Here is a 23747-nt window from a genome sequence, read left to right as displayed (position 1 = left end):
GTGGTGCGGGGCGCGAGCCCGGCCGGCCGCCGGCGGACGCCGACCCCGCAGGCCGGGCGGCCGGGGGGCGCGCCGCCCGTGGGACGGGCGAGGCGTCCGCTCGCGGGGAGTCCGTGCCCGGGACACCCGCGTCCGTGTCCGGCGGCATTCCGCACTCGTCGCAGTAGCCGTCGACGATGGTCCCGCCGCACCCGGGCCGCGTGCACCTCACACCGCACCGGCCTGTCCGTCGAGGCTCGCCTTGTACGCGTCGACGAGGTGCCCGGCGACCCGCACGGGGCAGGGTCTCTCGGCGAGCGACCGGGCGGCGACGTCCCCGATCGCGACGGTGAGCGCTCCCGGGGCCGGTGTCTGCAGCCGCAACCGCTGGAAGGCCAGTTCGAGGCCGTCGCGGTCGGCGAGCGCCGCGGTGTACGCCTCGTGGACGACGTCCATGGCCTTGTCGACCTGCTCCAGCCGCCCCAGGTACGCGTCCAGCTTGTCGGGCGTGTTCGGCACCGGGCCGAGGGCGGAGACCTGCGGGACGGCGTAGGTGGGGGCCGGTGTCACGGTCGCGATGCAACGGGCGACGAGCTCGGTGAGCGCGGCCTGCCGTTCTGCGAGCTCGGCCGCCAGCTTCCGGGCGCGACCGAGAAGCTCCAGGGATTGGCGGCGCTTGCCCTGCGTGACGAGCAGGTCCCGCTCGAACCGCGCGGCGTCGACCTCGAGGGCGCTGAGCACGCCCCCGATGTCCCCGCCCCGGCTGAACTTCTCGATGATCGCGGCGAGGCGGCTCCCGAACCGCTCCTCGATCGCCCGGGCGGACGGCTGCTGGGCGGGGGGTTCCAGACCGATCTGGTCGTGGATGCGGTCGATCTGTGCGCGGAGCCCCGCGATCCGCGCCGCGTACTGGGCGGCGTTCGGTCCGACCTGCAGCCGCTGTCGCAACTGGTTGGTGAGCGCCTCGACCATGCGACAGCCCTCGGGAACCGACACCGCGACGGTGGCGGGATCGCCGGGCCGCCCTTCGAGCCGTCCCCACAGGAGTGCCGAGATCGCCAGCAGTTCCTGCTGTCCGACCCGACCCGAGTCCCAGGTCGTCAGGAGCGCGTCATAGCGGTCCTTGACGGCCTGCCAGACCGACAGGACGAGGGCCATGTCGGCGGTGAGCGCGGCCCGGTCGGGGGAGCGCAGCACGGCGGCGTCGATGGCCGAGAGCTCCTGTCGCCGCTCCATCAGCCAGTCGCCGAGCTGCCCGAGGTAGTCCATGACCTCCTCGGGGGTGCCGGGTCGGTCGATGGCGCCCGGAGCCGTCGGAATCGTCGTCATCGGTACTCCCTGATCCGTGCGTGCAGGCCGATGAGGCCGAGGATGAGGTAGCCCAGACCGACGGCGATCATCGTGACGCCCATCCACGTCAGCACCGGAGCCCCGGCGGACAGCGTCGCGACCACCGCGGACCGGTCGGTCGAGACGAGCGCCGACGTCTTCTCCGTCAGCGTCACGAGGGCAGGCCCGGTGGTCCCGGTCGCGGCCTCGGCGGCACCGGCGGTGTCCTTCCCCGTCACCTCGGCCGACACCGTCTGCCACCCCTTCTCGTACGGCGTCAGCATCGCGGCGCCGTCGTCGGCGCCCGAGGCGAGAAGCGCCCTGGCCTGCTCCAGGTGGGCCGTCACACTGCTGCGTCGCTCGACCGACGGCGCGAGGATGTAGGTGAGCTCCGCCGCACGCACGCGTGTCAACTGGCCTTGTGCGGCCGTCAGGGTGTGGGCCGTGGTCGCCTGCGTCGGTCCGGAGACCGCGCCGCTGAGCAGTCCGATCGTCACGCCTCCCGCCGCGAGGACGGTCAGGGCGCCGATCAGCCCCAGATTGAGGACGCGTCGCGAACGTCGTGCGACGAGCACCATCAGCCACAGTGCGCATACGGCGCCGATCCCGATCGCGACCCAGGTCGCGACCAACGTCCACAGCGGCGAGGTCTCCCCGGCCGCGGCGTCGCCGAGCAGGGCGTCCAGATTCGTGAGCACGTCGTCCTCCAGCGTCTGCTGGGCCGCCACCGCCTCGGAGGTGCCGCTGCCGGCCGTCGCCTCGTCGGCCGTCAACGCCGCGTTCATCTGGGCCGTGTACTGGATGAGACCGGAGTTGACCTTGCCGAGGAGGCCGGTGTCGACCGAGCCCGACCGGCCTGCGGCGGCGACCTTCTCGGCGACGACTCCCATCTGCGTGCCGAATCCGTCGCGGTCGGGCTTCCCGTTCAGCAGCGACGTGAGCGCCAGCTCGTTGGCCTTCGCGGCCTCGGTCTGGATGCTGCTCAGATCGGCGTGCTCCTGCTCTGCCGTCTGTTGCAGCGCGAACCGGTCGCCGGTGATGAACAGCGGGACGGAGACGAGCCCCAGCAGCAGTCCCACGATGAGCAGCGCGACCTGCCCGTATCGCAGCAGCGCGGGCGTGGAGACCCGGTACTCGGGTGGATCCTGGCGCGACGGGAACCCGGCCGCCGCCAGCGGCGCCAGTGCCCCGGCGGTGGTGTGCGAGACGGTCTTCGGCTGCGTCCTCAGCTCGGTCACGGCTCCTCCTGCCCGCTGTCCGCAGCCGTCCGTGCCGCCTCGGGCAGGGGTTCGTCCTCCGGCTCGGCGGCAGGCCAGGCGACCGGCGGGGGCGCCGGGGGAGTGTCCTCGGCGAGGTCGGCCGGACGGAGGGTGCGCAGATCGGCCACGGACGGCTCGGCCACGTCGCGCAGCCGCCAGGCGTGCCGGCCGATGGCCGCTTCGAGGACGTTGCGTGCGAACCGCCCGTTCCCGAACGACTCGTCGCGGACCTGACGGGCGAGAATCCGCCGGAACTCGTCGATCGCCTCGGACTCCAGGTCGTAGTCGGCGGCCGCGGCCATCTGCGCGAGGATTCCCTCCAGTTCGTCGTCGGTGTAGTCGTCGAAGGTGATCGTGGTGCGGAAGCGGCTGGTCAGGCCCGGATTCTGCGAGATGAACGTCTCCATCGGCTCGGGGTAGCCCGCCACGATGACGACGAGGTCATCGCGGTTGTCCTCCATCTCCTTCACGAGGGTGTTGATGGCCTCCTCGCCGTATTGGTCGCCGTTGAGCGCATACGCCTCGTCGATGAAGAGCACGCCGCCGGTGGCCTTGTCCACCACCTCGGCGGTCTTCATGGCGGTCTGCCCGAGGTACCCGGCGACGAGTTCGCTGCGGTCGACCTCGACGAGCTGCCCGCGCGACAACAGCCTGAGGGCCTTGTAGATGCCTGCCACGAGACGGGCGACGGTCGTCTTCCCGGTGCCGGGATTGCCCACGAAGATGAGATGGCGTGTGATGGTCGGCCGCTTGAGCCCGGCCTTCGTGCGCAGTGCCTCGACGCGAAGGATGGCCGACTGCCGGTGGATCTCGCTCTTCACCCTCCCGAGCCCGACGAGGGCGTCGAGTTCTGCGAGCAGCTCCTCGACGGTCTTCTCGGGCTCGGCCGGTTCGTCCGTCTCGGCGGGCGCGGCAGGCTCGTCCGCGGCCGCCGTGGGCTGCGCGGCGGGTGGCTCCGGGAGACGCGCCGAGGAGGTGGGGCCGGGGGTGACGGAGGCGGGCGGTGCTCCCCGCCCGGTCAAGTCGAACGCGCCGGGCGTCGCCGGATCGAGGCCGCTGAGGTCGAGAGAGGGGCCCGAGCCGAGATCGCGGACGCGCCGCGTGCTCTCCTGCAGCCGGGTGAGCACCTGATCGAGGAGCTGCGGGCCGCGCGCGGCGAAATCGTCCATCGGGTCGGCCGGGGTGCCCCCCGGGCTCACCGCGGATGCCTGCGCCGCCCGGGCCGAACGCGCTGCGCCGGCCACCAGGTCGTCGGACGGGGCGAGCGCGGCGGCCGCGGCGCACACGTCGGCGAGGGCGGCCGCGTAGCGCCTCGCCGCGGACGGGTCGGTCCAGCTCAGTCGGCTGAGCAGTGGTGTCGGGGACGCACGGAAGCGGCGTCCCTTGACGGCCGCCTCGAAGAAGGCCTCGGCCGAGGGCTCCAGGCCGAGCGCCGCCGTCCACACCAGATAGGCGCCTCCCGCGGGCTCGGCCACTGCGGCCGAGAGCTGCCGGGCCTCGGTCTCCGCCTCGGCACGGTCCATCCCGGCCGACCCGGCGATGTCGGCGGCGGCCGCGACGGCCTCGGGCAGGGTCTTCGTCATCGTCACTCCAGGTCGAGGGGGTTGGCGGGTGCCGGCCCGGGAGCGGGCTCGTCGTTCACGGGTTCGTACACCTTGGAGGGGTCGCCGAACCTGGCCTGCAGGAACCGGCCGTGGGCGATCAGCGCGTCGGCGTCGGTCCGCGTGGCGGCATCGAGCATCTTGTCGACGGTGAGGCCGAGCAGATCGAGCTGGTCGACGAGCACCAGCAGCGACGTCTTGCCGTTCTCGACCGGGCGCGAGTCCGCCCAGTCGCGCGGCAGCCGCAGGTAGGCCCCGACCGCCTCGGGCAGGTAGTCGGTCGCCGTCGCGATGAGCGAGTACGAGTCGAGGCTGCCGACACCGAGATTGCTCATCCGGGGGAGGGCATCGCGCACCGTCCGGGTGATCCGCTCCACGCGGGAGCGCACCGGCCCGGGCACGCCGGGATCGGCGACGAGGCGTTCGACACCGGCCAGCGCCGCGGCGATGTCGTCGGCAGCCGGCGCCGGTGGTGTCTGCGGCCCCTCGGGGGCTGGCTCCTGCTTGTCTCCCCCCGTGAACCAGTCCCACAGACCCATGCCGGCCGACTAGCCCAGATCCAGCGTCGCCGGCTGGACGGTGCCCCGCGAGTCCTGCTGGCGGACGCGCTCGAGGTAGGCCTTCGACTTGGTGACCTCGATCTCCAGCGTGCCGATCGTCTGCGACATGGAGTCGAGCGCGCGGAGCTTGAACTCGTCGATGGTGTCCATCGTCTTGTAGATGTTCGCGAACGCGGCCTGAAGCTGTTCCATGCCGACCGCCGACGACGCCGCCTGCTCCTGGATGCGCGCGGAGTTGGACGCGAGCATCTCCGAGGTCCGCTGGATCATGGTGCTGGTCGTCGCGTTGAGCGCGGTGATCTGGTCGAGGACGAGCTGCTGGTTCCCGAGCGCCTGGGCGACGATGACGGCCGTCCGCAGCGCGGACACCGTGGTCGTGGAGGCGCGGTCGACACCCTTGATGAGCTCGATGTTGTTCTTGATGATGATGTCGATCGCGAGATAGCTCTGGATGGACACCGCGAGCTGCGTGAGCAGGTCCTGGTGCTTCTGGCGGACGTAGAACAGCACGTCCTGCTTCATCACGGTGGCCTTGTCGGGGTCCGTGGCCTCCAGTTCGGCGATCATCGCCGACAGCCGGGCGTCCAGCTTCTCGGCGATGTAGACGTATTGGTTCATCCGCCCCATCACGGTCCACAGGTTCTGCTTCTCCATGTTGAGGGCGACGTTGTCCTTCGTCAGCTCGTCCTGGCCACTGCGCAGGGCGTGAAGGATGCCGTTGAGGTGCTGCTGGCTGTTCTGGTACTTGCGGAAGTAGTCCTCGACCTTCTCGCCGAAGGGGAGCCAGCCGAGGATCTTCTTGCCGCCCTTGGCCTGCCCCGGGTCGAGCGATTCGACCGTGCGGCGCAACTCGAGCAGGGTCTTGCCGACATTGGACGATTCGGACAGACCGCCGGACTGGACGGCGCGGACCGGTGTCTGGAGCAGACGGTTCGAGGACTCCGCGGCCTTGCGGATGTCGGCGTCGCCCATGGAGCGCACGGCGTCGGCCTGAGCGGCGAACTGCGGTGACTTGGGCTGCACGGACGTGATGGCGGTCACGAACTGGTCGACCTTGGCGTCGAGGACCGGGACCTGCTCGGGATCGACCGCGGGCGCCATGGCGCCGGCGGCGGTCTCAGCGACGGGGTGGACGGGCTCGGGGGCCGTCAAGGTGAGCAGGTCGGGTGGGGCAAGCGGCGTCGGCGCGGGAACTGCTGCTGCGCCACCGGGGGGCTGCGTGGGCGTGGACAATCGCTTCACCTTTCACGTGCGCGGATCGTGCTCCAATTTAGCCGGGGACCGGGTGAGACGCGGCAGGATCAACCCTGAGATTCCCAGCCACTCAACCCTGAATGAAGCAGTTCCAGTGCCAGGACGAGGGCGTCGGCCTTGCTCGTGCCGTCGTTGGCCCGCTTCCAGTGGCGGACGGCGAAGGTCGTCATGCCGATGATCGACCAGGCGAGCAGCGCGGCCCCGTTCTGGTCGAGGCCGGTGTGCGCCTTGATGATCGGAATGCCGTGGGTGACGACCCGCGCCGTGCCTTCGAGGATCGTGTGCTGGACCTGATCGTCCTGGGGGAGCTCGGTCTCGTAGACGAGGAGGAACTGATGGGGGCGCCGTTCGGCGAAGTCGAACAGCGCCTCGATCGCGCTCTCGAACGGAGTGCCCGAGGACAGATTGTCGTTCATCGCCGCGGTCACCACTCGTTCCACCTCGAGGGTGGACTCGGTGGCCACCGCGCGCAGAAGGTCGAGCTTGGACGGGAAGTGCTGGTACAGGACCGGCTTGGTGACACCTGCCGCACGTGCCATCGCCTCCATGGAGGCGTTGTGGTAGCCCTCTTGCGCGAACACCATCGTGGCCGCTTCCAGCAGGAGGACGCGGCGCTGCGCTTTGGGAAGCCGCTGTCGGCGAGGGGGGGTCGTGTCACTCACACCGGTGAGCATATCGGCCGGCGGCGATCATTCGGTAACTTATGGGAGCAACGGACGGATGGGATCCAGCAGGACGTCGGCGAGGTCCCCCCATCGCTGGACACGGTCGAGCACCTCGCCGGCCGTGAACCGGAGCGGGGCGCCCTCGGCGGCGGCGCCGACCTCGTCCCACGTGAGGGGTGTGCACGCGGTCGGGGCGTCGCCCGCACGCAGCGAGTAGAGGCTTATGGTGTTGCGGGTCGTCAGATTCTGGTTGTAGTCGACGAAGACCTTGCCCGCACGGACCGCGGGAGACACGCTCACGGTGAACAGTTCCGGGTGGGTCGCGACGAGCTCGGTGCCGATCGCCCGCACGTACGCCGTGACGGCGCGTCCGTCGGCCGGGACGATCGGCGCCTGGATCTGCAGCCCCTTCCCGCCGCTGGTTCGCGGAAGGCCGAGGATCCCGTCCGCGGCGAGCCGGGCGGCGATCAGCAACGCGGCGCGCGCCTGATCGGCGGTGGTCGTGCCGGGTCCGGGATCGAGGTCGACGATCACCTGGTCGCTCGGCGGAGGCGTCGCGTCGAGGTTCAGGGCGCCGGAGCGCCCGCCGGGAATCCGCCACTGGGGTGTGTGGATCTCGAGGGAGGCGAGGTTCGCGAGGACGGCGAGCGTCGCCGTGTCCGCCACCACCACGTACGTCACGGTCGAATCGGGCGACGTGACCACGTGTCGTCGGACCCAGCCGGGGAGGCCGGGAGGCGCGTTCTTCTCGAAGAAGCCGGTGCCCGCGACTCCGGCCGGCAGGCGGAGCCTCGTGACGACGCGGTCCCGCAGGTGCGGGAGGAGGACGGGGGCGACGCGCACGTAGTAGTCGATGATCTCGCCCTTGGTGAAGCCATCGGGATAGAGCGGCTTGCCGAGGTTGGACAGGCGAAGGACGTGGCCGTCGATCTCTGCGGTGAGGTCGTCCATGGATCTCCCCCGGAAAGACGTCGGCCGGGCCCCCGAAGGGACCCGGCCGGAAGCAAGAGTGTGCTTAGATCGCGCGAACCTGGTCCGCCTGCGGGCCCTTCGGACCCGAAATGATGTCGAACTCGACCTTCTGTCCTTCATCCAGCGAACGGAACCCAGACGTGTCGATGGCCGAGTAGTGGACGAAGACGTCCGCACCTCCGCCGTCGACGGCGATGAAGCCGTAACCCTTCTCGGCATTGAACCACTTGACGGTTCCCTGCGCCATGCAACTACTCCCTACATCTTGTGACCCGCACCCTACGGATTCACCAGCACTGCCAAACGTGACCCCGGCCACTTGAGTGGTGGGTGCGGGTGACAGCACGGTCACTTTGTCACAACTTCGAGTGGCTGGCCAGTGTGTTCCGTGGGCGGGTCAGATGTTGAACGGATGTGCAATGGGCGTCGGCGGCGCAACATGTCGGTGCGGGGTGCTTGCATTGTGCCGTGCCCGGATCGATCCCGCCTTTCGTCCTTCGTCCCCCGCGACACACGATCGTGCCGCCGCTGGTGCCGACGGCTGCTCAGCAGCGGATCATCGACCATCCGGGCGGCGCGCTGCTGGTGCTCGGCGGGCCGGGCACGGGCAAGACGGAGACGCTGGCGGCGGCCGCCGCGGCGCGGGCACGGACGGCGGGGGCGCCGCAGCCCGTCGTGTTCTGCTTCTCGCGGCGGGCGGCGGCGCGCATGCGCGACCGGATCGCGGGCTCGACGGACGGGGCGGTCCGCTCACCGCTGGCCGTCACCATGCACGGGTTCTGCCTGGCCGTGACCGGTCGCTTCGCCGGTGAGAGCGAGGGACGGCCCCGGCTGCTGAGCGCGCCCGAGCAGGAGCAGCGGATGCGGGAACTGCTCGCGGGGACGCCGGATGCGGCGTGGCCGCCCGCGTTGCGGGTGGCCACGCGGACGCGCGGCTTCGCGGCCGAGCTGCGGCGGTTCCTGGCGCGCGGACGGCAGCTCGGGCTCGATCCGGGCGACATCGCCGCCGCCGGTGCGGGCGCGGGCGTCGACGAATGGGTCGCTGCGGGGGCCTACTTCGAGGAGTACCTCGACGTGCTCGACGCCGAGGGCGCGCTCGACTACGCCGAGCTCGTCCATCGCACGCGGCTGCTGCTGGCGCGACCCGACGTGGTCGACACGTTGCGCCGGGAGATCTCGGCGGTCCTCGTCGACGAGGTGCAGGAGATGGACCCGTCCCAACTCGGCGTGCTGCGGCAGCTCGTTCCGCCCGGGGGCCACATCGTGGCCTGCGCCGACCCCGACCAGGCGGCCTATGGGTTCCGGGGCGCGCACCCGCGCGGGCCGGCCGAGTTCGTGCGGCTGTTCTCCGACGCGACCGGGGAGGCGCGGATCGAGGTCCTGACGCACTCGTTCCGTCTCCCCGAGCGCAGCCGGAACGCCGCTGCGGCGCTGGCCGGGCGGCTCCCGCTGCCGGGGCTGCCCGGAGCCGCGCTCGCCGGGCTGCGGCAGCTCGACGGCGCCGACCGGCCCGGACGGTTCCGGATCCACACCCTCGCCACGTCCTCCGACGAGTTCTCGTTCATCGCCCGCGAACTGCGCCAGGCCCACCTCGCCGACGCCGTGCCGTGGTCCGAGATGGCCGTCGTCGTGCGGGCGGGGCGGCGCCTCATCCCCGCGCTGCGGCGCACGCTCGGAGCGGCAGGCATTCCCATCGAGGTCGCCGGGGACGAGATCCCGCTCGCCGCCGAGCTGGCCGTCCGACCGCTGTTGCTCGCGCTCTCGGTGGTGTGCGGGCGGACGCCGCTGGACGCTGACGTCGCCGGGCGGCTGCTCGCCTCCCCCCTCGCCGGCCTGGACTCGATGGCGCTGCGGGGCCTCGGCCGCGCGCTGCGGGACGCCGAGCGCGCCGACCTCGGCGGGGAGCTGCCGCGCAGCGCGGCCGACCTGCTGGCCGCCGCTCTGCGCGATCCGCGCCGGCTGGAGGACCTGCCGGCCGAACGCGTTCCCGCGGCCGCGGACCGGCTGGCGCGCCTGCTCGCGAGCGCGCGGGCACTCTCGACGTCGGGAGCGTCCGCGGTGGAGGTGCTGTGGCATGTCTGGGCAGGCACTCCGTGGCCCGAGGAGCTGGCCGCCGACGCCGCGGCCGGGGGGGCGCGGGCCCGCCGGGCCGATCGTGACCTCGACGCGGTGTGCGCGCTGTTCGACCTCGCCGAGCGTTCCGACGCGTTCGTCGGGGACCGGGGCGTCGCCGTCTTCCTGGAAGAGGTCGCCGGGCAGTCGATTCCCGCAGACACGCTGCGGGAGGCGCCTGTGCGCGGTGACGCGGTTCGCGTCCTGACCGTGTACAGGGCGAAGGGCCTGCAGTGGCGGCGGGTGTTCGTCGCGGGGGTGCAGGAGGGCGTGTGGCCCGACGTCCGGTCGGCCGACCCGCTGCTTCACGCGGACGCGCTGCCCGATCCACCGGCAGGGCTCGACCGAGCCGCGAGCGTGACGGCCGGGCGGCGACTGTTCTACGTCGCGATCACGCGCGCCACCGAGGAGACCGTCGTCACGGCCGTGTCCGGCACCGACGGGGAAGGCGATGAGCCCTCCCGCTTCCTGCATGAGCTGGGAGAGGCGGTCGAGCCCGCCGGAGACCTCACCACGCCGTCCCTCACCATGGCCGATCTGGTGATCTCGCTGCGTCGCGCCCTGGCCGACCCCGCGTCGTCCGACGGACTGCGCCGGGCGGCGGCGGCGCGGCTCGCGCGCGTGGCGGATCTCGGCGAACGTGCCGCGGACCCGGCGACCTGGTGGGGCACCGTCCCGGTGAGTGCGGAGTCGCTTCCTGGCGGGGGCGCCGGCATCAGGCTGAGCGGCAGCCAGCTCGGCAGTCTGCTGTCGTGCCCTCGGCAGTACTTCCTGTCCCGCGAGGCGCATGCCGACACCGCGCGGTCGAGCTCGGCCGGCCTGGGTTCTGTGATCCATGCGCTGGCGCAGCACTCGCTGAGCGACGGGCTCAGCCCCGACGAGTTGACGGGGGCGCTCGACGACGTGTGGGACCGGATCGGTTTCGATGCGGCGTGGCTGTCGGTCAGCGAGCGGATGGAGGCCGAGCACGCATTGTTGCGGCTTACCGCCTGGGCGGCGGCGAACGACCACCGGCGCGTGGTCGGGGTCGAGGTTCCCTTCCGCGCCGAGGTGGAGGTCGACGGCGCCCGGGTCGTGCTCGTCGGGGCCGTCGACCGGCTCGAACACGACGGGGAGGGCGGCCTGCGCATCATCGACTTCAAGACCGCGCGGCGGGCGCCGACGCAGGCCGAGGTCGCCTCGCACGACCAGCTTGGCGTGTACCAGTTGGCCGTCACTCTCGGCGGGTTCGACGATGTCGCGCCGGGCATCCGCCGGGCAGGCGGCGGCGAACTCGTCCTGCTTCGCCTGCCCGGCACCAACGCCGACTACCCCAGACATGTGAGCCAGGCGTCGCTGAGCGACGAGCCGCATCCCGAGGGCTCCGGGCCGAGATCCGCTCCGACCTGGGTGCACGAGCGACTGGCATCGGCGGTGCGGATCATCCGCGCCGGGACGTACCCGGCGACGCCGGGTGACGACGTGTGCCGGTTCTGCCCGTTCAGCGCGAGTTGCCCTGCCCGGGGCGGGAAGCAGGTGGTGCTGTGAGATCGCTGCACGGAAGGGCGTTCTTCACCGAGCCCGCGGAGCTCAACAGCGCCCTCGGCGTCGACTTCTCCGACGAGCAGCTCGCCGCTGCGACCGCGCCGCTGGAGCCGGGGGTGATCATCGCCGGCGCCGGCTCGGGAAAGACGACGGTGATGGCCGCCAGGGTGGTGTGGCTCGTCGGGCGCGGTCTCGTGAGACCCGACCAGGTGCTGGGCCTGACCTTCACCCGCAAGGCGGCGGCCGAGTTGTCGGCACGGATCCGCAAGGCCCTCCTCACGGCCGGGATCACCGATGCCGGAAGCTGGCCCGAGCAGGGTGAGCAGGTTGTGATGACCTACGATGCGTTCGCGGCGCGCCTGGTGGCCGAGCACGGGCTGCGGCTCGGGGTCGAGTCGGACCAGGTCATGCTCACCGGCGCCGGCCGGTTCCGGTTGGCGAGCCGCGTGGTGTCCGCCGCCGCGGGTCCGTTCGAACACCTTTCCCGGCTGCGGCCCGATACCGTCACCGAGCGGGTTCTCGCGCTGGACTCCGAGATGCAGAACCACCTGGTGTCCGACGACGACCTGGATCGTGAGACGCGTCGTTTCACCGACCGACTGGGGCAGGCGCCCCTGTACCGCGGCAATCCGTACAAGGCGGTCGTCGAGGCGCAGCGGTTCGCGGCGGAACGTCTGGAGCTCGCCAGCCTGACCCGCGCCTACCAGCGACTGAAGCTCGACCTCGGGCTCGTCGAGTTCGCCGACCAGATGGCGGTCGCGGCGCGCCTGGCCTGCTCGGTGCCCGCCGTGGCGGATCTGGTCCGGCGCGAGTTCCGCGTCGTCCTGCTCGACGAATACCAGGACACCTCCGCGGCCCAGGCCGCGCTGCTGCGAGGACTGTTCTCCGGTCGCGATCCCGCACACGGGCGAGGCCACCCGGTCACGGCGGTGGGTGATCCGTTCCAGGCGATCTACGGGTGGCGAGGCGCCGCTGCCAGCAACATCGTGGAGTTCTCGACGGACTTTCCGGGCACCGACGACCGCCCGGCGCTCGCTTTCCCGCTCACTGTCAACCGGCGCAGCGGTCCGCAGATCCTCGCGGCGGCCAATGACGTCGCCGAGCCACTACGTGCCGATCCGCTGGTCGCGATGGACCTTTCGGAGGCCCGGCTCGTGGCAGGCGCCGGGGCTGCCCCCGCCGAGGTGTGGGCGGGCGGATTCGCGACCTGGCCCGACGAGGTGGAGTGGATCTGCGATCGGATCGTCGACCTGCACACCGGTCCACGGGCGATGCCGTGGCGCGAGATCGCCGTGCTGAGCCGGCGCAACGCCGACCTGGGCGATCTCTTCGCCGGGCTGAGACGGCGCGACGTCCCGGTCGAGATCGTCGGGCTGGGCGGTCTGCTGTCGCTGCCCGAGGTGATGGACGTCGTCGCGACGCTGCGCCTCGTCGACGACCCGACGGCGAACCCGGCGCTCGTCCGGCTGCTCACCGGCCCGCGGTGGCGGATCGGCCCGCCCGACCTCGCGGCGCTCGGTGCCCGCGCGATGGAACTGGCCGGCCGGCGCCCTGCCGCCGCCGAGGCGTCGTTGCGCGGCGACCTGGAGGCCGCGGTGTACGCCGTCGATCCGACCGAGGTCGTCAGCCTCAGCGAGGCGGCGGCCGACCCCGGTCCGGGGCCGTACTCCGTCGCCGCACGGACGCGGTTCGCGGCGTTCGCGAGCGAGCTCGCGGAGCTTCGGCGTCACGCCGACGAGCCGGTGCTCGACCTCGCCCGCCGCGTGATCGCGACCCTCCAGCTCGATGTGGAGGCCGCGCTCCAGGCAGGGGGTGCGACGCCGTGGGGCTCCCAGTTGCGGCGGTTCCTCGACGCGGTCGGCGACTACGCCGACGTCGACGGCGAGTCCTCGCTCGGAGGGCTGCTGGGCTACCTGGACGCCGAGCGGGACCAAGGGGTCGGGCTCGACCTCGATGTCCCGCGCTCCTCCGACGCCGTCCAGTTGCTGACGATCCACAAGGCCAAGGGGCTCGAATGGGACGCGGTGTTCCTCCCCGACCTGGCGGCGAAGGTCTTCCCCAGCGAACGCACGACGGCGAACTGGCTGAGGAACTCGGCGACCCTCCCGCCCGCGCTGCGTGGTGATCGCCGGTCGATTCCGCAGCTTCGGGAGGCCACGAAGACGGGCATGGATGCCTATGCAGCGGAGTTGAAGGACGACCATCTCCGTTCCGAGGACCGGCTCGCCTACGTCGGGTTCACGCGAGCGCGGCGGGTGGTGGCCGGCACGGTCCACAACTGGCGGGGAGGCCTTTCCACGGTCCGGCGGCCATCGGCCTACTACGAGTTGCTGCGCCGGCACGCCGAGGAGTCGGGCCGCGTGTGGTGCGATGTGCCGCCTGCCGGCGACGAGAACCCGCTCGAGCCGACCAGCCTCGAGGTCGGGTGGCCCGCGGCACTCGACGAGACGGCGTTCGCGCGTCGCACCGGAGCCGCCCAGCTCGTCGTCGAGGCGCGCGACACTCGTGCCGCGACCGGTGCATATCCGCCCGACGACCTCGCACTGCTCGACGACGCGGCCCGGGTCGCGGAGTGGGACACCGATCTCGAGCTCCTGCTGGCCGAGACGCGGCGCCTGGCCGGTGCCCGCGAGGTGCGGATGCCCGGCAGCGTGTCGGTGTCCGGCCTCATGGCGGCCCACCGTGATCCGGGGGCGTTCGCCCGTGCGTTGGCCCGGCCCATGCCGCGACAGCCGTCACGGGCGGCCGCGTTCGGCACGCGGTTCCACGAGTGGGTGCAGCGACAGTTCGGCCAGACGTCGTTGCCGGTGACCGCCGACGACGAGGCCACCGCGGGCGATGTGCGCGACGAGGCGGAGTTCCGGGAGCTCTGCGACGCGTTCGTCGCCGGCCGGTTCGGCGCTCGCGCCCCGATCGCCCTCGAGGCGCCGTTCACCCTGGCGATCGGCGGCATCACGCTGCGTGGCCGGATCGACGCCGTCTACGACGGGGAGCGTCCTGGAACCTACGTCGTCATCGACTGGAAGACGGGTGAGAGCGAGCGGGCGGATCCGCTTCAGCTCGCGTGCTACCGGGTGGCCTGGGCCGAGCTCAACGGCATCCCGGCCTCCGACGTCGCAGCCGGTTTTCACTTCGTGCGGAGCGACCGGCTCGTCATGCCGCCGCTTCCCGGTCGAGCCGAGTTGGAAGTGCTCATCGGCACCGTGGGCGAGGGCTAACCTGTGCCCGTGGAATGGTGGACGAGCAGCAGACTGGATCGCGTGGAGCCGGGTCGCGCCGACGAGTCGTGGATCGCGGCGCTGTGGACACGGCCCGACGGGCACCTGCTCCGTGTGGACGCCGAGGGAGACCTCGCCGTGGCGCCCGGCGGCGACGCGCTGGAGTTCGTGCGGCCCGAGGGCCGGTTCGACACGCAGCGCCACCTTCTCCTCGGGCTGGTGGACGGCGAGCCCTATTTCGTGGAGTCGTCGGATCTCGACCTTCCCGCCATGTCGCTGAAGGTCGTGGGGACGCGGCTCGACGACACCATGCGGGACATCGCGACCACGGCGGTCGCGCTGCACAACTGGCATGCCGCGGCCCCGTACTGCGGGGTGTGCGGCGGCTACAGCGAGGTTCGGGCAGGGGGGCACAGCCGGCGGTGCACCCGGTGCGGCCGCGAACGGTTCCCCCGGACCGATCCGGCCATGATCGTGGCGGTCACCGACCGTGCCGACCGGCTGCTGCTGGCGCGCCCGTCGGTGTGGGTACCGCGGCGGATGTCACTGATCGCCGGGTTCGTGGAGGCCGGGGAGTGTCTGGAGCAGGCCGTCGCGCGCGAGGTGTCCGAGGAGGTCGGCCTGCACGTGCGCGACGTCCGGTACCTGTCCAGCCAGTCGTGGCCGTTTCCGCGCAGCCTGATGGTCGGCTTCCACGCGGTGGCCGACGATCCGGGATTCGCGGTGGACGGGGTCGAGGTCGAGGCCGCCGGCTGGTTCTCGCGGGCCGAGCTCGACGCGGCCGTGACCACCGGAGAGGTCTCGCTGCCGGGATCGCTGTCCATCGCGTACCGCATCATCACAGCCTGGCGCGAGAACCGGCTCTGACCCGCATCCGGGAGGCTCGGCGCGAACCGGCGCGGTCGGATCACAGACGCGTCCGCAGTCCTGACGCGCGGCGCGCGGGTCGCTGCACGGCGTCGACCACCGCTTCGGCCTGGCCGTAGAGCGTGATCCGGGTCTTGGCCCGGGTGACGGCGGTGTACAGCAGTTGGCGGGTGAGCAGCGGCGACCCGGGAGGCGGCAGGATCAGGCTGACCGCGGCGAACTGGCTGCCTTGCGCCTTGTGCACCGTCATCGCATGCGCGGTCGCCACGGCGTCGAGGAGATGCACCGGGACGATGCGGCCGCCGGGAAAGGCGACCCGCGGCCCGCCGGATGTGGCGACGACCACGCCGGAGTCGCCGTTGAACAGGCCCAGTTCGGCGCTGTTCTCGGTGACCAGCACCGGACGGCCCGGATACCACTCGCCCTCGGCGGCATAGCCCGGCGCCGCATCCGAAAGCCACTGGTGAACGTGCCGGTTCCACGCCGCGACTCCGTACGGGCCCGTGCGGTGACCGCACAGGACGCGGTGCCCCTCGAGCGCGGCGAGCGCGCCGGACACGTCCCCGGCGAGGGCCGACTCGTGGATGAGCGCACCGACCTCCACGACGCGTTCGCGGAGGTCCTCGGGCACGGTCTGGAAGCCGGTCTCGACGAGGACGGTCGCGGCTGATCCGGCGCGCAGCGCGGCGACGACGGCGTCGGCCTCACCGGAGCGGATGGCGTCGGCGACGCGCGCGATGTCGGAGCCGAACCGGAAGTTCTGCGTGAGACGGACGACCCCGAGCCGGGAGGCCGAGGGGCTCTCCGTCAGGTCTGCCAGCACCGCGCCCGCCTCCACGGAGGCGAGCTGGTCGGGGTCGCCGACGAGAACGAGGCGCGTGTCGGGACGCACGGCCGCCAGCAGCCGGGCCATCAGCGGCAGCGACACCATGGACATCTCGTCGACGACGATCACGTCGTGGGGCAGGACGTCGGCCGACCCGGACGACGGCGCGCCCCCGGGTCGCAGGCCGAGGAGCCGGTGGAGCGTCACCGCCTCGACACGGTCGGCGAGCTCACCGGCGCCGTGCAGCACGAACTGTGCGCGTACCGCCTCGCCGAGCCGGACCGCAGCCTTGCCGGTGGGCGCGGCCAGCGCGATCCTGCGCAGCCCGAGTTCGTGGAAGGTCAGCAGGAGACGCCCGATCGTCGTCGTCTTCCCGGTCCCGGGCCCACCGGCGATGACGCTCACCCACGAGCCCGCGGCGGTGCGGCAGGCGTCCCGCTGCCCCGAGGCCGTGTCGCCGGAGAAGAGGGCGGCGAGCGAGCGGTCGAGGATCGCGGCGTCCACCATGGGCGCCGGTCGTGCGATCCGGCGCTGCAGTGCCTCCCGGACGAGTTCCTCCTCACGCCAGTACCTGTCGAGGTAGAGGCGGGTCCCCGCGAGTCGGAGAGGTCGGCGCGGGCCGTCGGGTTCGCATCCGACCAGGGGGCTCTCGGTCAGCGCAGCGAGCCATGGGTCGACCGCGGGCCAGGGGAGCGAGGTCGTGTCGATGCGCTCCTCCCCGGTCTCGAACAGCTCTCCCGCCACGGCGTCGATCTCGACGCACACCGAACCGGCCCGCGCGGCCCAGACGGCCAGGGCGGCGGCGAGGACGACGTCGGGGCGGCCTTCGCCGGCCAGTTGGGCGAGGCGGTGTGCGACGTGGACATCGGCCCATTGCAGCACTCCGGCCGCCTCGAACTCCGCGATCAGCCCCGTCGACACCAGCGACAGGTCGGGTGCGGGCAGTGGCGCGGCCGCCACGAGGGGAGACTGTGCCGGGACGGTCATGTGGGCCTCCGGTGGGGGTTCGGGACGGCAGCGCCGGCCAGGGCGTCGGAGAGGGCGGTGATCATGGCCGCCGGCGGGCGCCAGGCGAAGACGCCGGGTGTTGTCGTCCCGTCGGAGGCCGGACCGGCCATGCCGCGGACGAACAGATACCCGACGCCGCCCAGATGCGTCGCCGGATCGTATCCGCGGAGCCGCCAGCGGAGATAGCGGTGCAGAGCGACACAGTAGAAGACGGCCTGCAACGGGTAGTGGCTGTCCATCATCGCGACCGCCAGCGCCGCAGGGTCGTACTCGCTCACGCGCTGCTCGGGCCCGCCGAGCTGATTGGTCTTGTAGTCGACGACCACGAACCTGTTCTCCGGCCGCAGGCGCAGCACGGCGTCGATGCTTCCGGTCAGGACGCCGCGCAGCGGCAGTCCGGCCGGGTCGAGCTCACGCAGCCGGGCGGGATAGGGGGCCAGGGGATCGTCGGGGCCCAGGTGCGCGGCGAGGATGTCGGCGATCGAGCGGAGAGTCGCGCTGTCGCGAGCGTCGAGGGGCAGGTCGAAGGACAGCTCCGAGAGCCGGTCGGCCCTGGTGAAGGCTGCGAGGCTGCGACCGTCGGCGATGTCGCCGAGCGGGGTGCGCAGGACGGGCTCCAGCGCGGCCGCGAGCGCGGCGGCGGACAGGTCGACCGACGTGCGGGGAGCGAGGTGGGCGGTGACCCGCTCCAACTCGGCGGCGAGGTCGGGCGCGGCGAAATCGAGCTCTTCGAAGGCGGCGTGGACCAGCGTGCCGAACTCGGTTCCGCGCGGCAGGCCGGCGAACGGCGAGACCGGGCTCGGGTCTCCACGCTCGGGTTCCGGCTCGGGTTCCGTGTCGGCGACCGGGTCGCCGGCCTCGGCGGGCTCGTCGGCCTCCCACCCCCGCGCGTCGCCTGCGGCGAAGGCCTCGTGTGCCGCCGCGGTGAGGCCGGAATAGGACGTCCGGCGCCACGCGAGGTCGATGCTCCGATCGAAGGATCGGACGCGCAGTCCCTCGCTGTCGGCGGCGGCCGGGGCGAGTCGCGGCGCGACGCGGGGCTCTGCCGGGGAGATCGTCTCGAACGTCACGGCCGGGCGGTCCGGGCGCACCCGCAGGTCGTCGAGGTCGTAGGACCGCGCGGGTCTCATGGTCCCCGGCGGGCGGGCGAGGAGGCGATGGAGCGGAGATTCGCGTGTGGTCTTCTCGGGCACCCACCAGGCGACGACACCGACCTGCGCCCGGGTCACCGCGACATACAGATCGCGCAGCGTCTCGGCGTCGGCCTCCTCCCGCCAGGCGGTCATACGAGCCGATCGGCCCGGCGCCCCCCCGCCGCCGACGTCGACGCAGCGGCGGTGCGCCTCGTCATGGAACACGATCGTCTCGTCCCCCCGCGGGAGCCGGGTGCGGATGGCGAGGTCGGGCAGCAGCACGAGCGGGAACTCCAGCCCCTTGGACCGGTGGATCGTGAGCACATGGACGGCCTCGTCGTCGCGGGCCAGGAATCGGCGTGTGTCGGGCCGCTCGGCCATCTGGTCGACGAGCCAGTCGACGAGGCCCGCGGGCCGAACGCCGCGGGACTCGGCGAGTTCGAGCTCCTGCGCGACCTGGCGCAGGTCGGTCAGGAGCCTGTCCCCGTCAGGGCGTGCCCGTGCCCCGGCGGCGAAGGCCGGACGCGCGGTCACCGCCTCCCACAGCGCCGCCGTTCCGTGCGCCTCCCACACACGACTCCAGGCATGCACGGTCTCGCGGAGCGCGGCCAGCCGCAGGTCGTCGGCCTCGGCGAGCTCCTGCAGGGTCCACCCGAGGAACGGCGTGAGGGCGGCGGTGCGGACACGCCGGCTTCGCGGCTCGGCGAGGGCGCGCAGCAACTGCAGCCATTCACGTGCCGCATCGCTCTCGAAGAGACTGTCGGAACCTGCGACCGCCGCGGCGATGCCGGCCTCGCGCAGGGCCGTCCCGATGCGCTTGCCCATCGCATTCGTACGGACGAGCACCGCGATGTCCCCGGGGCGCAGCGCGCGTTGCCTGCCGTCGAGGGTGAGACGGACGTCCTGCGTCAGCAGTCCGGCGACTTCGGCGACGAGGTCGTTCACGATGATCGCGTTCGCGGTGCGCCTGTCCAGCTCGCGATGCTGCGGGGGCACACCCCGGATCCGCAGGGGCCGCGCGAGGCCGGGGCTCGCAGCGGCGATGCGTCGCGCCGGGTGCGCCGACGTGGCCGGCGGCACGACGATGCCCGCCCCCAGCTCGGCGCCGCCCACGAGCTGGTCCACCGCTGCGACGAGCGCGGCGTCGCTGCGGTGGTTCGTCGTCAGTGCGGCACGCCGATCGGCGACCGCGGCGGCCGACTGGTAGGTGCCGACGTCGGCACCGCGGAAACCGTAGATGGCCTGTTTCGGGTCTCCGATCAGGACCAGGGTGCTGTGACCGTGGAAGGTACGGGACAGGATCTCCCACTGGATCGGGTCGGTGTCCTGGAACTCGTCGACGAGCACGACGCGGAATCGCTCGGCGAGGCGGCTGCGCGCCGCCGGGCCGGTGACGGGATCGCAGAGGGCATCACGCAGCCGGATGAGTTGATCGTCGTAGGTGAACAGACGCCGCCGCAGCTTGCGCCGCTCGACGTCGCCGCGCACCTCGCGGGCGAAGTCGACCCGTTCGCCGGCGACGCCGGCGGCGTCGTCGGGGGCGACGACGGCAGCCGGCTCCCGGACGACGGCCGCGGCGAACTGCTGAGCGGGAACCCGGCCGTTCCACGCGTCGGCGTACGTGAAGGGGGCTCGTGCGTCCGCGAATCGACGCACGAAGACGTCGGCCGTCGTCTCCGCGACCAGTGCTCGGGGATCGGCGACGAACCTCGGTGCCGGGTCGTGGTCGGCGAGAACACCCAGCCCGAACAGCATCCGCTGACAGAACTCGTGCGTCGTGGCGATCGTCGCGGCGTCGAAATCGGCGGCGGCGGCGCGCAGCCGGCCGAGGCGGAGGGCGAGCTGTCCGGGATCTCCCTCGCACAGGTGGGCGAGCACCGGATCGGCGAGGTGGGCCCCGCCGTCGCGCCCGGGGCCGGAGAGGGCGGCGATGGCCTCGGTGAGGCGGGCCCGCACTCGTGAGCGCAGTTCGGCCGTGGCCATGCGGCTGAAGGTGATGAGGAGCAGGTCGCGCAGCGTGACGTCCTCCTCGGCGAGGTATCGCACCGCGAGAGAGGCCAGGGTGTACGTCTTCCCGGTTCCCGCGCTCGCTTCGAGAAGGAGAGTGCCTGCGGGCAGGTCGCCGGTGAGGTCAAAGCCGGTGAGATCGAGGCTGCTGGTCATGACGCACCTCCCCACCGAGAATCGGCGCCCAGACGCACCGGGCGAGCGTGCCGAAGAGGGAGCGCTCCACAGGCAGGCCCAGATCGGCGGGAACGGGGGCGTTCAGCAGGTCTGCGAAGGATGCGTAGAACCGTGGCCACCACTCGTCCTTGGCAGACTCTGCCCGCCACGCGTTGCGCGCCGCCAGGTCGGCCGCGTCGTCGCCGACGAGCGCGGCATCGCGGGCATACGCGAACGCCGTTCCGAGGGGCAGCGGCACCGGCCCGGACATCCCGAGTCGGTAGATCCGCAGCAGCCAGTCCAGGTGGGCACGGGGGTCGACGGTCCCGGCCTGCCAGGAGGCGAGCCCGGCACGCGTGACGGTCGTGGCGCGCCACGGCGTGTCGGGATGGGTCGCCTGCAGCAGCAACAGCGAGAGCCAGGCTTCGACCTGGATGCCGGGGTTCAGCTTCGAGAAGCGCACGAGTTGGACCTCCTGGCCGACGGTGTCCACCGAGCCGGTGATGGTCCAGCCACGGACCGTCACGGCGAGGTCGTGGCGGACGGATGGACCCGTGGCGAGGGCCTCGGTCGCGCGCAGGCACTCGCGAACCTGATCGGAGACCTTGTCGAGGACCCTGTCGCCGAGCGCGCCCGGCGGGAGCGAGCCGCGCGCCCGCTCGGCGGCGAGCACGGCGTCGACATCCTGACCGGCGCGCACGCGGGCCAGCATCCGTTCGCCGATGCTCCACATCCCGAGCCCGTCGAGTTCGATCGGCAGCTCCGCTGAGACCTGCTCCTCGGTGTAGACCGACAGCCCGCAGCGCACCTTGAGGAGCTCCCGCAGCGGGTGTCGCAGGAAGGAGAGCACGGTCCGGACCGGCAGTTCCCCCGGTTCGAGGGGCGGCAGGTCGCCGAGCCGCCACGGGTCGGCGGCGATCGGGGACGCGCCGCCGGCGGCGGCCAGCGCGGCGCTGTCGAAGCTCCCGACCGGTCCGGTGAAGCTGGCCGGCGAGTAGGGGTACAACGGGTGGTCGACCCGCAGCCAGGCACCGTCGGCGGGCGCGGTGCGGCGGAGAGCGTCGATCAGGTCGAGCAGCGGCAGCGCGAGCGGCACCTCGGTGTTGGTCGCCGGATCGGCGCCCTGACCGACGACGACGAGGTGGTCGCGCGCTGCCAGGACGGCGTCGAGCAGTGCCTGCCGGTCCGACCGGCGTCGGTCGGGGTCGAGCGGTTGCGGGTCTTGGGACAGGAGGTCGTCTCCGTCGGTGCGGGTGATCCGCGGGAAGGACTGCTCGTCGATGCCGAGGATCGCGACGACGCGATGGGGCACCGAGCGCAGCGAGGTCAGATCCGTCACGAGCAGGCTCCCGTTCCCGAACGGGTTGCGGGCGGGAAGATCGTGCAGCTCACCTTCGAGGAAGGCCTGGACGTCGCCGACCGCCCAGTCGGTGCGGTCGTCGCCGAGCTGGGCCAGGTCGGCCAGCGTGGCTGCGAGAGCAGACGCCTGCCAGGCATCGGCGGGGCCCGGGTCGGTCAACCCGGCCGAGGCGATGCGTAGCGCGTCGGCCCAGGCGGGAGCGGAGCGCGGGGTGCGGACGGTCTCGGCGAGTCGACCGAGTCGTGCCAGGAGCTCCGCGACCCGCCCCAGAGCGGCGAGCTGTGTCGACTCGACCCCGTCCATGGGGACGACCCCGCCCACGACGAGGGTGTCGTTCTCGGCGAGCGCCACACCCAGCAGCAACCGGTCCAGACCCGCCGCGAACGTGTTCTGCGCGACCCGCCCCAGCCCGAAGCGGGCGCGGTCGGCGGCATCGAGGCCCCACCGCACTCCGGCGTCCTGCAACAGACCGGTCAGGTCCTCGAGGTCTTCGGGCGAGAGGTGGAAGCGGCGAGCGATCGCCGGCTGCCCGGCGAGATCGGCGAACTCCGCCAGCGTGAGGCGGCCGGTGACCGCGTCGAGGAGACGAACCAGCAGGGCCAGGAGCGGGCTCACGGCCGCGCCGCCGCCGGCGGCGACGCGCACGCGAAGCCGATGGCCGGGATGTGTGGGCCCGGCCTCGGCCGGAAGGCAGAACGCGGCCTTCACGAGCGGGGCGACCGCGGCCGGATCGGGCGTGAGGACGGCGACATCGCGAGGTTCGAGGGTCGGGTCGTCGGCGAACAGCCCGGTGAGGACCTCCCGCAGGACTTCGACCTGCCGGTCGGCTCCGTGGGACAGGTGGAGCTGGACGGAGGCGTCGCGCAGGCCGGGCCGTGGCACGGGGGCGCGGTCGGCGAGGATGTCCGCCTGCAACGCGGCCAGGACGGAGCGGGGCGCGGAATCGCAGGTGGTCGGAGCGGCAGCGGGCGGCGCCGGGCCGACCGTGACGCCGGGAAGGGCCGCCGGGGGACACAGCGCCGCCCGCAGGGCGGCGGACTCGCGCCCGAGCGCGGCGGCGAGGGGGTGGCGGGGAGCGACGGCCGGCGAGCCGGTGAGACCGATCCAGATCGGGCACACGTCCGCGAGTGCGGCGAGAAGATCCGCCTCGCGGACGGTCACCGTGCTGGGAGCGAGGATGAACAGACGGTCGGGGACGCCGTCGGCCCGCCCGGCGCGCACGCGCGTGCACACCTCGCGGAGCCGTTCCTCGGGGTCGGGCACGTCGACGGCGGCGCGGACACGACGCCACAGCTCGGCCTGCCAGCCGGTCGCGGCCGGGACGGGCCGGACATTCGCCTCGTTCGTCCAGGAACGGAGGATGCCGGGACGATGCGTCCAGTAGCGGCGGAACAGGCCGGCGACGCGCGCGGCCGTGTCGTGCCACCTGCCGGGCCGGGACTCGTCCCCCGGGGTGCCGAGATGGCGGGCGACGACGTCGAACCACGGCTCACCGGCGGACGAGCGCATGGCCTGCAGCACGGCGCCGGTCAGTCGCCGTCGTGACCACGGGTCGCTGCGCCGATCGACGCCGGCGATCTCGTCCACGATCCGTTCGGTGAAGCGCGCCAGGGTCGGGGTCGCGACTCCTGCGCAGATGCCGTCGCCCGCACCCGCGGAGCCGAGTCGTCGCGACAGCTCCGAGGCCGCCCAGCGCGCCATGCCGGGACCGTTCACGCAGACCGTCTCGGTCGCGAACGGATCGGCGCCCGTCTGCTCCAGCTCGGCGGCGAGCTCGGCGACGAGGGATTCGGCGGTGCCGGTGTGGACGACGACGCCGGCGTCTCGCAGCAACCCCTCCATGGCCCACACCTTAGGGCGATCCGCCGACGGTTTCGGACGACCTCCACCGAGAGGACCTGGTTCGGCGCCGTCGGA

Annotated in this window: 14 protein-coding genes; 3 read left to right on the top strand and 11 right to left on the bottom strand. The window is 72.5% G+C overall.

The window, feature by feature from the left end:
• Positions 1–207: 207 nt before the first annotated feature.
• The 8 genes from G555_RS18975 to G555_RS0109210 form a co-directional block, all read right to left on the bottom strand.
• Positions 208–1308 (bottom strand): hypothetical protein, encoded by a 1101-nt coding sequence (locus G555_RS18975; RefSeq protein WP_036921717.1) that lies wholly within the window; start codon positions 1306–1308, stop codon positions 208–210.
• Positions 1305–2546: a hypothetical protein gene (locus G555_RS0109240; RefSeq protein ID WP_028708662.1), complete on the bottom strand. Its 1242-nt coding sequence runs from the start codon at positions 2544–2546 to the stop codon at positions 1305–1307. Before G555_RS0109240 ends, G555_RS18975 begins: the two co-directional genes overlap by 4 nt.
• Entirely contained in the window at positions 2543–4150 is a 1608-nt protein-coding gene (locus tag G555_RS18970; RefSeq protein WP_211223209.1) for an AAA family ATPase, read from the bottom strand. Before G555_RS18970 ends, G555_RS0109240 begins: the two co-directional genes overlap by 4 nt.
• 2 nt (positions 4151–4152) lie before the next feature.
• Positions 4153–4707 (bottom strand): hypothetical protein, encoded by a 555-nt coding sequence (locus G555_RS0109230; RefSeq protein WP_028708661.1) that lies wholly within the window; start codon positions 4705–4707, stop codon positions 4153–4155.
• Positions 4708–4716: 9 nt separating this feature from the next.
• Positions 4717–5961 (bottom strand): toxic anion resistance protein, encoded by a 1245-nt coding sequence (locus G555_RS0109225; protein ID WP_028708660.1) that lies wholly within the window; start codon positions 5959–5961, stop codon positions 4717–4719.
• A gap of 68 nt (positions 5962–6029) precedes the next feature.
• Positions 6030–6644, bottom strand: a complete 615-nt coding sequence (locus G555_RS18965) for a TetR/AcrR family transcriptional regulator (RefSeq protein ID WP_169337887.1) — start codon at positions 6642–6644, stop codon at positions 6030–6032.
• Between the two features lie 39 nt (positions 6645–6683).
• Positions 6684–7598 carry a DNA polymerase domain-containing protein gene (locus tag G555_RS0109215; RefSeq protein WP_028708659.1) on the bottom strand — a complete coding sequence of 305 codons (915 nt, stop codon included), beginning with the start codon at positions 7596–7598 and terminating at the stop codon, positions 6684–6686.
• Positions 7599–7662: 64 nt separating this feature from the next.
• Complete coding sequence (locus G555_RS0109210) at positions 7663–7866, bottom strand: cold-shock protein (RefSeq protein WP_028708658.1); 204 nt, start codon at positions 7864–7866, stop codon at positions 7663–7665.
• Positions 7867–8087: 221 nt separating this feature from the next.
• Between G555_RS0109210 and G555_RS0109205 the strand changes: the two genes are divergently transcribed.
• Genes G555_RS0109205 through nudC form a run of 3 tightly spaced genes read left to right on the top strand, consistent with a single transcriptional unit; the run spans position 8088 to position 15340 of the window.
• The gene (locus tag G555_RS0109205; RefSeq protein WP_169337886.1) at positions 8088–11258 is read left to right on the top strand and encodes an ATP-dependent helicase; all 3171 of its coding nucleotides are present in this window, start codon (positions 8088–8090) and stop codon (positions 11256–11258) included.
• Positions 11255–14473, top strand: a complete 3219-nt coding sequence (locus G555_RS0109200; protein WP_245581231.1) for an ATP-dependent helicase — start codon at positions 11255–11257, stop codon at positions 14471–14473. The genes G555_RS0109205 and G555_RS0109200 overlap by 4 nt, the downstream gene beginning before the upstream one ends.
• Positions 14474–14482: 9 nt before the next feature.
• A complete protein-coding gene (gene nudC, locus G555_RS0109195; RefSeq protein ID WP_169337885.1) occupies positions 14483–15340 on the top strand; it encodes an NAD(+) diphosphatase in 858 nt (285 codons plus the stop codon).
• Between the two features lie 40 nt (positions 15341–15380).
• Here the strand turns inward: nudC and recD are convergent, their stop codons facing one another.
• The 3 genes from recD to G555_RS18960 are packed head-to-tail and all read right to left on the bottom strand — an operon-like array spanning position 15381 to position 23672.
• Positions 15381–17153: an exodeoxyribonuclease V subunit alpha gene (gene recD, locus G555_RS0109190; RefSeq protein ID WP_028708654.1), complete on the bottom strand. Its 1773-nt coding sequence runs from the start codon at positions 17151–17153 to the stop codon at positions 15381–15383.
• Positions 17150–20470, bottom strand: coding sequence for a UvrD-helicase domain-containing protein (locus tag G555_RS0109185; RefSeq protein ID WP_028708653.1), 3321 nt, complete (start codon positions 20468–20470; stop codon positions 17150–17152). The genes recD and G555_RS0109185 overlap by 4 nt, the downstream gene beginning before the upstream one ends.
• Complete coding sequence (locus tag G555_RS18960; RefSeq protein WP_051208620.1) at positions 20439–23672, bottom strand: exodeoxyribonuclease V subunit gamma; 3234 nt, start codon at positions 23670–23672, stop codon at positions 20439–20441. Before G555_RS18960 ends, G555_RS0109185 begins: the two co-directional genes overlap by 32 nt.
• Positions 23673–23747: the final 75 nt, after the last annotated feature.

Source organism: Propionicicella superfundia DSM 22317, assembly GCF_000423465.1.
Lineage (GTDB): Bacteria > Actinomycetota > Actinomycetes > Propionibacteriales > Propionibacteriaceae > Propionicicella > Propionicicella superfundia.
This window is presented reverse-complemented; position numbering and strand designations above follow the sequence as displayed.

Excerpts from the sequence above, each read along its gene's own strand:
- G555_RS18975 (WP_036921717.1), bottom strand. The coding sequence starts at position 1,308 with ATGACGACGATTCCGACGGCTCCGGGCGCCATCGACCGACCCGGCACC.
- G555_RS18970 (WP_211223209.1), bottom strand. The coding sequence starts at position 4,150 with ATGACGAAGACCCTGCCCGAGGCCGTCGCGGCCGCCGCCGACATCGCC.
- G555_RS0109230 (WP_028708661.1), bottom strand. The coding sequence starts at position 4,707 with ATGGGTCTGTGGGACTGGTTCACGGGGGGAGACAAGCAGGAGCCAGCC.
- G555_RS0109215 (WP_028708659.1), bottom strand. The coding sequence starts at position 7,598 with ATGGACGACCTCACCGCAGAGATCGACGGCCACGTCCTTCGCCTGTCC.
- G555_RS0109210 (WP_028708658.1), bottom strand. The coding sequence starts at position 7,866 with ATGGCGCAGGGAACCGTCAAGTGGTTCAATGCCGAGAAGGGTTACGGC.
- recD (WP_028708654.1), bottom strand. The coding sequence starts at position 17,153 with ATGACCGTCCCGGCACAGTCTCCCCTCGTGGCGGCCGCGCCACTGCCC.
- G555_RS0109185 (WP_028708653.1), bottom strand. The coding sequence starts at position 20,470 with ATGACCAGCAGCCTCGATCTCACCGGCTTTGACCTCACCGGCGACCTG.
- G555_RS18960 (WP_051208620.1), bottom strand. The coding sequence starts at position 23,672 with ATGGAGGGGTTGCTGCGAGACGCCGGCGTCGTCGTCCACACCGGCACC.